Annotated in this window: 5 protein-coding genes; 2 read left to right on the top strand and 3 right to left on the bottom strand. The window is 61.0% G+C overall.

Features of this window, described 5'->3' with window-relative positions; translation table 11 throughout:
- The first annotated feature begins 2 nt into the window (after positions 1 to 2).
- Both QZ653_RS02405 and cysE read left to right on the top strand, forming a co-directional pair.
- Entirely contained in the window at positions 3 to 3,899 is a 3,897-nt protein-coding gene (locus QZ653_RS02405) for a glycoside hydrolase/phage tail family protein (protein WP_296417371.1), read from the top strand.
- Between the two features lie 371 nt (positions 3,900 to 4,270).
- Positions 4,271 to 5,080 (top strand): serine O-acetyltransferase, encoded by an 810-nt coding sequence (cysE, locus tag QZ653_RS02410; RefSeq protein WP_296417372.1) that lies wholly within the window; start codon positions 4,271 to 4,273, stop codon positions 5,078 to 5,080.
- 161 nt (positions 5,081 to 5,241) lie between these two features.
- Here cysE and QZ653_RS02415 read toward each other — a convergent pair whose 3' ends face one another.
- From QZ653_RS02415 to QZ653_RS02425, 3 genes are read right to left on the bottom strand one after another with little or no spacing between them, the layout of a single operon-like run.
- A complete protein-coding gene (locus QZ653_RS02415) occupies positions 5,242 to 6,600 on the bottom strand; it encodes a pyruvate dehydrogenase complex dihydrolipoamide acetyltransferase (protein ID WP_296417373.1) in 1,359 nt (452 codons plus the stop codon).
- Between the two features lie 12 nt (positions 6,601 to 6,612).
- Positions 6,613 to 7,998 (bottom strand): pyruvate dehydrogenase complex E1 component subunit beta, encoded by a 1,386-nt coding sequence (locus QZ653_RS02420; RefSeq protein ID WP_296417374.1) that lies wholly within the window; start codon positions 7,996 to 7,998, stop codon positions 6,613 to 6,615.
- The gene (locus QZ653_RS02425; RefSeq protein ID WP_296417375.1) at positions 7,988 to 8,404 is read right to left on the bottom strand and encodes a hypothetical protein; all 417 of its coding nucleotides are present in this window, start codon (positions 8,402 to 8,404) and stop codon (positions 7,988 to 7,990) included. Before QZ653_RS02425 ends, QZ653_RS02420 begins: the two co-directional genes overlap by 11 nt.
- Positions 8,405 to 8,474 lie beyond the last annotated feature (70 nt).

Below are 8,474 nucleotides of genomic sequence, written 5' to 3' on the forward strand. Positions count from 1 at the left end.
TCATGGCGACGATTGTATTATCTGCAGCGGGCATGGCCCTTGGCGGGTCCTTTGGCGGCACTGTCATGGGCATCGGTATGGCGACCATCGGGCGCGCCGCCGGTGCCACTTTAGGACGGGCGATTGATCAGCGCCTGATGGGAACAGGCAGCGACGCCGTTGAAACCGGCCGCGTCGACCGGTTCAGGCTAACGGGGGCCAGCGAAGGGGCGGGAATGGCGCGCCTTTATGGCCGGATGCGGATTGCCGGACAGGTCATCTGGGCCACGCAGTTTGAAGAAACATCGCGGACCTCAGGCGGTGGCAAAGGTGCGCCCAAGCCGCCCAAGACCACCAGCTACAGCTATTCTGTTTCGCTTGCGATCGCGCTGGGCGAAGGGGAAATTTCACGCGTGGGGCGGGTCTGGGCTGACGGAGCAGAAGTCGCGCGCGACGATCTGAACATGCGGGTCTACACCGGATCAATGGATCAGATGCCGGACCCGAAAATTGAGGCGGTCGAAGGCGCGGGACAGGTTCCGGCCTATCGCGGAACGGCCTATGTGGTGCTTGAGGATCTGGATCTGTCTCAGTTCGGCAATCGCGTGCCGCAGTTCTCGTTTGAAGTGATGCGCCCCGGGCAGGGCGATGCAGCGGTTCATTCGGATATGGCTTCCTTGGTCACAGGCGTGGCATTGGTGCCGGGCACGGGGGAATACGCCTTGGCGACGACACCTGTCACGGTGTCCTCAGGTTTTGGCCAGCGCCGGTCGACCAACGTGAACACGCCGTCTGGCAAGACAGATTACCTGACCTCTGTTGAGGCACTGGAAGAAGAATTGCCAAATTGCGGATCGGTCACGATGGTTGTGTCGTGGTTTGGCGATGACCTGCGGTGCGGGGAGTGTCAGATCAAGCCGAAAGTCGAGCAGACCGAGGCGGACGGCAAAGAAATGAAATGGCGCGTCTCCGGTACGTCCCGCGCTGCAGCAGAACAGGTGCCCACCGAGGCTGGTCGCCCCGTCTACGGAGGCACGCCAGCGGATGCGTCGGTCATCGAAGCCTTGCGGGATTTGACGGATCGCGGGCAAAAGGCGGTCTTTTACCCGTTTATTTTGATGGAACAACTGGACGGCAATGGATTGCCGGACCCGTGGTCGGATGCGGATAGCCAGCCGCGTTTGCCGTGGCGCGGGCGGATCACGACGTCTTTGGCGCCCGGCCAAGCTGGCTCACCTGACCGCACAGCAACAGCCGATGCAGAGGTCGCGGCGTTCTTCGGTGCCGCCGAGCCGGGCGATTTCACGATCAGCGGTGAAGATGTGATCTATTCCGGCCCAAACGAGTGGTCGTATCGCCGGTTCATCCTGCACTACGCCCATCTGTGTGCGATTGCGGGGTCGGTTGACGCGTTCTGCATCGGGTCAGAGATGCGGGCGCTGACGCAAATTCGTGGTGCGGTTGGTTTTCCGGCGGTTGAGGCAATGAAAGCCCTTGCCGCTGATGTGCGCGGCATTCTGGGGCCGGATGTGAAGATCGGCTATGCGGCGGACTGGTCGGAATACCATGGCTACCAGCCCGTTGGCACGGCGGACAAGATATTCCACCTCGACCCGTTGTGGGCGGATGATGCGATTGATTTCATCGGTATCGACAACTACATGCCGCTGTCCGACTGGCGCGATGGGGAAGATCACCTCGATGCGGGGTACGGGTCGATCTACAACCTTGATTATCTGGCCGCCAACGTGGAGGGCGGCGAGGGGTATGATTGGTACTATCATTCCCAAGAAGCCGTCGAGGCACAGATCAGAACCCCGATCACGGACGGGGAGGGTGAGCCATGGATCTGGCGCTATAAGGATCTGCGCAACTGGTGGCTGCGGGCACATCACGACCGTGTGGACGGCGTGCGTGCGGCCTTGCCCACCGCGTGGGAGCCGGGGTCCAAACCTATCTGGTTTACCGAAATTGGCTGTGCTGCTGTGGACAAGGCCACCAATGAGCCGAACCGCTTTGTGGATCTGAAATCCTCTGAAAGCGGGCTGCCCCGCGCGTCCAACGGCATTCGCGATGACTACATCCAGATGCAATATCTGCGGGCGATCTATCAGCATTACGCGGACGAGGACCTGAACCCTGTGTCCGACGTCACTGGCGTGCGCATGGTCGATCCGGACCGTATCCATGTCTGGGCGTGGGATGCACGGCCGTTCCCGGCCTTTCCCGGAAACGGGGGACTGTGGTCGGACAATGTGAATTATTCGCGAGGCCATTGGATCAACGGGCGGGCGGCCTCACGGTCTTTGCCGTCTGTCGTGGCTGAGATTTGCGAAGGGGCAGGGATCACGTCTTACGATGTGTCTGCGTTGCACGGTGTGGTGCGCGGCTACGGCGTAGATGATGTGACTACCGCGCGATCTGCTTTGCAGCCCCTGATGGTGGCCTACGGGTTTGATGCGATTGAACGGGACGGTGTTTTGGTGTTCCGCACACGCGGGGCGCGGTTGGATGCTGATCTGGACCGGTCACAGCTGGTCTATGAGGCTGACGCGGAGGGCGCGATTGAGTTGACACGCGCGCAGGACGCCGAAGTCGCAGGCCGCGTGCGGTTGGGCTTTGTCGAGGCGGATGCCGATTATGAGGTCCGCACGACCGAGGCTATTTTTGCAGATGATCGGGGGCTGACGACGTCAGCGTCGGAACTGCCGCTGGTTTTGACCAGTGCCGAGGGGCAGCGCATTGCAGAGCGGTGGTTGTCAGAAGCCCGCGTGGCGCGGGATACGGCACGGTTTACGTTGCCTCCGTCCTTGATGAACGTGGGCGCAGGCGATGTGGTCCGGTTGCCGGACGAGCATGGTGACGGTCTGTTCCGGATTGACCATGCGGAGCAAACGGACCGGCAGGCCCTTGAGGCGGTCCGGATTGAGCCTGCGATCTATGAGCCGCAGGACGTGACAGAGAAGACCTTTAATCTGCGCGATTTCGTGGCGCCTGTACCGGTTGAATTGATGCTGATGGACCTGCCGCTTTTGCGCGGGGATGAAGACCCTGTCGCGCCCTATGTGGCTGCAGCGGGTGTGCCTTGGCCGGGCAGTGTCGCCGTCTATTCGGCACCGCAGGATGCAGACTATCAGTTGAACCGGCTTTTGCCGGCGGCCACAGTCATGGGGCTGACGACGACGAGTATGACCCGCGGATGCCCAGGTGTGATCGACCGCGGGCCGGGTCTGACAGTGGAACTGATCCGAGGTGATCTGTCGTCGGTCTCGATGGCGCAACTTCTGGGTGGGGCAAACCTTGCAGCGATCGGCGACGGGTCTGCGGAAAACTGGGAAGTTTTCCAGTTTGCCGATGCCGAACTGATCGGGCCGAACACCTACAACCTGACGACACGTTTGCGCGGACAGGCGGGAACCGATGGCATCACGCCTCAAGAATGGCCCGAAGGGTCCGTCTTTGTCCTGCTTGACGGCACGCCGCTGCAGCTGTCAGGCGGTGCGCGCGGGGTGGATCGGCACATTCGGTTTGGTCCGGGTACGCGCCCCATGTCTGACCCGAGCTATCAGTACCGCGTTGATGCCACCAATGGGGCAGGCTTGCGGCCTTACCGCGTGGCACATCTGCGTGCGACAGTGTCCGACAGTGGCATTGATGTCAGCTGGATCAGACGCACCCGTAAGGATGGCGACAGTTGGGACGGAGAGGACACGCCCCTATCGGAAGCCTTCGAAAGATATGCTGTCGTGGTGAGCCGAGGTGGAAATATTGTCCGTCGGACGACCGTATCGGAGGCCGCTTGGAGCTATTCGAACGGACTGCAGGTTCTGGACGGGACCGGCGACATCCGCATCGAGGTGGCCCAGATTTCAGACATCTATGGACCTGGCCCCTCCGCGGCGATTGACGTGGCAGCGTAATGCGGGCTGTTGGGCTGAGCGATCTGGATATGGCGGCACGTGCGGTCCTGCCTCGTCCCCCATTGGATCAGCCACAGTTTGCGCGAGACCTGATTGCGCAGGCAGATGTCTGTGACCGGTGGCGCAAACGCACGGGGCGGGCGCATCCGTCCGGGGGGACGGGGTCGCTTTACGCGCAGGCGGCGTTGCACCCCTTGGGACCTTCCGGAGCTGCCGAAGGCGCTTACTGTGCCGCCATGAGCCATGTTTTGGCGGCCCTGACCGCGTGGCGAGGCCGGATGCATCACAAGGTGTGACGATGCATTTCACAGCTTTGTTCTTGGAAACTTCGCATTATCTGGAGTAGGAGAGCAGGGAAAGTGAGGTGCACCATGGCCCAGACCCAGACAAAAATCGCGAAAGTTGATCCTGTTTGGCAGCGTATCTGCGATGAGGCAGAGACAGCGATCCGGGATGAGCCGCTGATCGGCGGCTTTGTACATACCTCTGTCTTGCACCACGCGTCGCTGGAAAACGCTTTGGCGTACCGGATTTCGATGAAGCTTGCGTCGTCCGAAATGTCCGACCAGATGCTGCGTGAAATTGCCGATCATGCCTATGCGTCCGAGCCGTCACTGGCTGATGCGGCGCGGGCGGATATTGTTGCGATCTATGACCGTGACCCCGCATGTTTGCGGTTTTTGCAGCCGTTGTTGTTCTTCAAGGGCTTTCAGGCAGTGCAGGCGCACCGGTTGGGCGCGTGGCTGTTTCGTCAGGGCAGGCGCGATCTGGCGTATTATGTTCAGATGCGGGTGTCAGAAATTTTCGGCGTCGATATCCATCCAGGTGCCACCATCGGCAAGGGTTTGATGATTGACCATGCCCATTCCATCGTGATCGGCGAAACCGCCGTGGTGGGTGACAATGTGTCGATGCTGCATTCCGTGACCTTGGGCGGGACCGGCAAGGAAGAGGAAGACCGACATCCCAAGATCGGGGACGGAGTTCTGATCGGTGCGGGTGCGAAAGTGCTGGGCAACATCACCATCGGACATTGCAGCCGCATCGCCGCCGGGTCTGTGGTGTTGGAGGCCGTGGCGCCGATGAAGACCGTGGCGGGGGTGCCTGCCAAGGTTGTGGGCGAGGCGGGCTGTTCCCAGCCGTCGCAGACCATGGACCAGTTGCTGCGCACACACGGATAGGGGTTTCGAACGGGCTTCGCCCATCCGATCCGCGCCGCTGCGCGGCGATTTGGGGCTTTGCCCCCGGCCTGCGGCCTCCCCCAGGATATTTTTGAGACAAAGACAATAAGGGCCGCGCAGATATGATCTGGCGGCCCTTTGTCGTGACGTGAGTTTGGCCGTCAGGCCAGCATGCCCATCGGATCTTCGAGGTTGGACTTGATCGCGTTCAGCAAATCCGCACCCAGTGCGCCGTCGATGACGCGGTGATCCACGCTGAGCGTTGTCGACATGACCGTGGCCACCTTGATTTCGCCGTCTTCGCCCACGACGGGTTTCTTGGCCCCCGCCCCGACAGCCAGAATAGCGGCGTGGGGGGGGTTGATGATGGCGTCGAAGTTGTCGATGCCGAACATGCCGAGGTTGGAGATCGCAAAGCTGCCGCCTACGTATTCGTGCGGGGCCAGTTTGCCATCGCGCGCACGGCCGGCGAGGTCTTTCATCTGGGTGGACAGCGCCGAGAGAGACTTCATCTCGGCGTCCTGCAGCACAGGCGTGAAAAGCCCGCCTTCAACGGCCACGGCCACGGCCACATCGGAGGCCTTGAACTTCAACGTCCGGTCGCCGGCCCAAACAGCGTTGGCATCGGGCACCTGTTGCAGCGCGAGGGCGCAGGCCTTGATGATGAAATCATTGACCGACAGTTTCACGCCGCGCGGCTCAAGCGTCTTGTTAAGCTGGCTGCGGAACTTGAGCAGGGCGTCCAGTTCGATGTCGCGGCGCAGGTAGAAATGCGGGACGGTCTGCTTGGCCTCGGTGAGGCGGGCGGCGACGGTCTTGCGCATACCATTCAACGACACCTCTTCGAAGTCGCGCTCGGCGTACATCTTGAGGACCTGTTCGGTGCTTGGACCTGTGGCCATCGCAGCCCCCTTGGCCGCAGGTGCTGCGGCGGGGGTGTCTGCCTTGGACGTGGACGCGGAGGCGTCCTGCGGTTTGGCATTTTCCACGTCGGCCTTGATGATGCGTCCGTGGGGGCCGGAGCCCTTGATCTGGCTCAGGTCCAGTCCCTTGTCCTTGGCGATGCGGCGGGCCAATGGTGTCGCGAAGAGGCGGCTGCCATCCGCAGATGGTGCAGCTTTCTGCGGCGCATCGCCTTTGCCATAGCCTTTCTGGGGCGCTGTGGCGTCCGAGGCGCCAGCGGGTGCTGCATGGCTGTCCTTATCCGCGGATAAGGTATCCTCCTGATTATTAACGCTTTCTTCACCTTTCGTGGAGGCAGGGGCAGACATGTCCTCCCCCTCTTCGCCGACGATGGCGATGGGGGTGTTGACCTTTACGCCCTCGGTGCCTTCCGCGACGAGGATCTTGCCGATGACCCCTTCGTCTACGGCCTCGAATTCCATCGTGGCCTTGTCGGTTTCGATTTCGGCCAGAAGGTCGCCCGATTGCACGGTGTCGCCTTCCTTGACCAGCCATTTGGCCAGCGTGCCTTCCTCCATCGTGGGGGAGAGCGCGGGCATGAGAATTTCGGTTGCCATTGTGGTCTCTCCTTACCGGTAGGTGACTTTGTTCACGGCTTCGATCACCTCGGCGGTGGTCGTCAACGCGAGCTTTTCGAGGTTGGCCGCATAGGGCATGGGCACATCCTTACCGGTGCAGTTGATGACCGGCGCGTCAAGGTAATCAAACGCCTCCTGCATGATGGTGGCCCCGATGTGGTTGCCGATGGAGCCCACGGGCCAGCCTTCTTCAACTGTGATGCAACGATTTGTTTTCTTTACAGAATTCAGGACCGTTTCATAGTCGATCGGACGCAGGGTGCGCAGGTCGATGACCTCGGCCTCGACCCCGTCTTCGGCCAGTTTTGCAGCTGCTTCCATGGCGTATGTCATGCCGATGCCGAAGGACACGATGGTCACATCGCTGCCTTCACGGGCGACTTTGGCCTTGCCGAAGGGGATGGTGAAATCATCCATCACGGGCACTTCAAAGGACCGACCGTAGAGGATTTCATTTTCCAGGAAGATGACCGGATTGGGGTCCCGAATGGCGGTTTTCATCAGGCCCTTCGCGTCCGCCGCCGAATAGGGCATGACCACCTTGAGGCCCGGCACAGAGGCATACCATGCGGCATAATCCTGGCTGTGCTGTGCGCCCACACGGGCCGCCGCGCCGTTGGGGCCACGGAACACCATCGGTGCCCCCATCTGGCCGCCGGACATATAGAGCGTCTTGGCCGCCGAATTGATGATCTGGTCAATCGCCTGCATGGCGAAGTTGAAGGTCATGAATTCGACGATGGGTTTCAACCCGCCGAACGCCGCACCAACGGCGATGCCGGTGAAGCCGTGTTCGGTGATGGGGGTGTCGATGACGCGCTTTTCGCCGAATTTATCCAGCAGACCTTGGGAAATTTTGTAGGCACCTTGGTATTCACCCACTTCTTCGCCCATGAGGAAGACGTTTTCGTCGCGCTCCATCTCCTCGGCCATGGCCTCGTTCAGGGCCTCGCGGACGGTCATGGTTTTCATTTCCGTGCCTTCGGGCCAGTCGGGGGACCGGTCGACCTGCGCGGGCGCGGGGTGGTCCATGCCGGCGGATTTTTGATCTTCGGAGCTCTGTTCCTTGTCGGCAGGGGCCGGTTGCTGGGCGGGCTCCTCGGACTTGGCCGCGGAGGCGGCTGACATGTCCTCACCCTCTTCGCCGATGATGGCGATGGGGGTGTTCACCTTGACGCCTTCGGTGCCTTCTTCGATCAGGATCTTGCCGACGATGCCTTCGTCCACAGCTTCGAATTCCATGGTGGCCTTGTCGGTCTCGATCTCGGCGATGATGTCGCCTGATTTGACCTCATCGCCTTCCTTGACGAGCCATTTGGCCAGGGTGCCTTCCTCCATTGTGGGGGAGAGGGCGGGCATAAGCAGTTCAGTTGCCATTTTTTCCTCCGTTGCGCGTCAGGCGTCCTAGGATTGTTTCAAGTAAGCCCCCACGGGCGGGCTGGGTGATGATGACCTGCTTTGCGTCAGGTGCGTCCCCAATCAGATCGGTGAGTGCGCGTGACAGCTCAGAGATTTCAGTTTCGATTATGTTGAGACGCTCGCGGATCGCCATCAGCGCGGCCGTCTGGATCACTTTGTCCTGATCGCCGTCCTTTACGCCGGCGGCCTGAGCCGCCTCAGCGGCAGCTTTATTCGCATTTTCGACGCCAATGGCGCTGGCGATCGCGGACACCCGCGGGTTTTTTTCGCCCCATGTGATCATCAGTCTCGCTGCTTCGCGCACCTCGTCGGGCGTGTCGCTGGACAGCGTGGCCAATGCCAGAATGTTAGCAAGGTTGGTCATCAGGCAGATGCCTCTGCATAGATGTCTGTCCAGAGTTCGGAGACATCGGGTTCGGGGCTTTCCTTGGCGA

This window comes from Pseudooctadecabacter sp. (assembly GCF_020627745.1).
Classification (GTDB): domain Bacteria; phylum Pseudomonadota; class Alphaproteobacteria; order Rhodobacterales; family Rhodobacteraceae; genus Octadecabacter.

Bases quoted from the DNA above. Each gene is read 5' to 3' on its own strand.
- QZ653_RS02405 (WP_296417371.1), top strand. From the start codon at position 3: ATGGCGACGATTGTATTATCTGCAGCGGGCATGGCCCTTGGCGGGTCC.
- cysE (WP_296417372.1), top strand. From the start codon at position 4,271: ATGGCCCAGACCCAGACAAAAATCGCGAAAGTTGATCCTGTTTGGCAG.
- QZ653_RS02415 (WP_296417373.1), bottom strand. From the start codon at position 6,600: ATGGCAACCGAAATTCTCATGCCCGCGCTCTCCCCCACGATGGAGGAA.
- QZ653_RS02420 (WP_296417374.1), bottom strand. From the start codon at position 7,998: ATGGCAACTGAACTGCTTATGCCCGCCCTCTCCCCCACAATGGAGGAA.
- QZ653_RS02425 (WP_296417375.1), bottom strand. From the start codon at position 8,404: ATGACCAACCTTGCTAACATTCTGGCATTGGCCACGCTGTCCAGCGAC.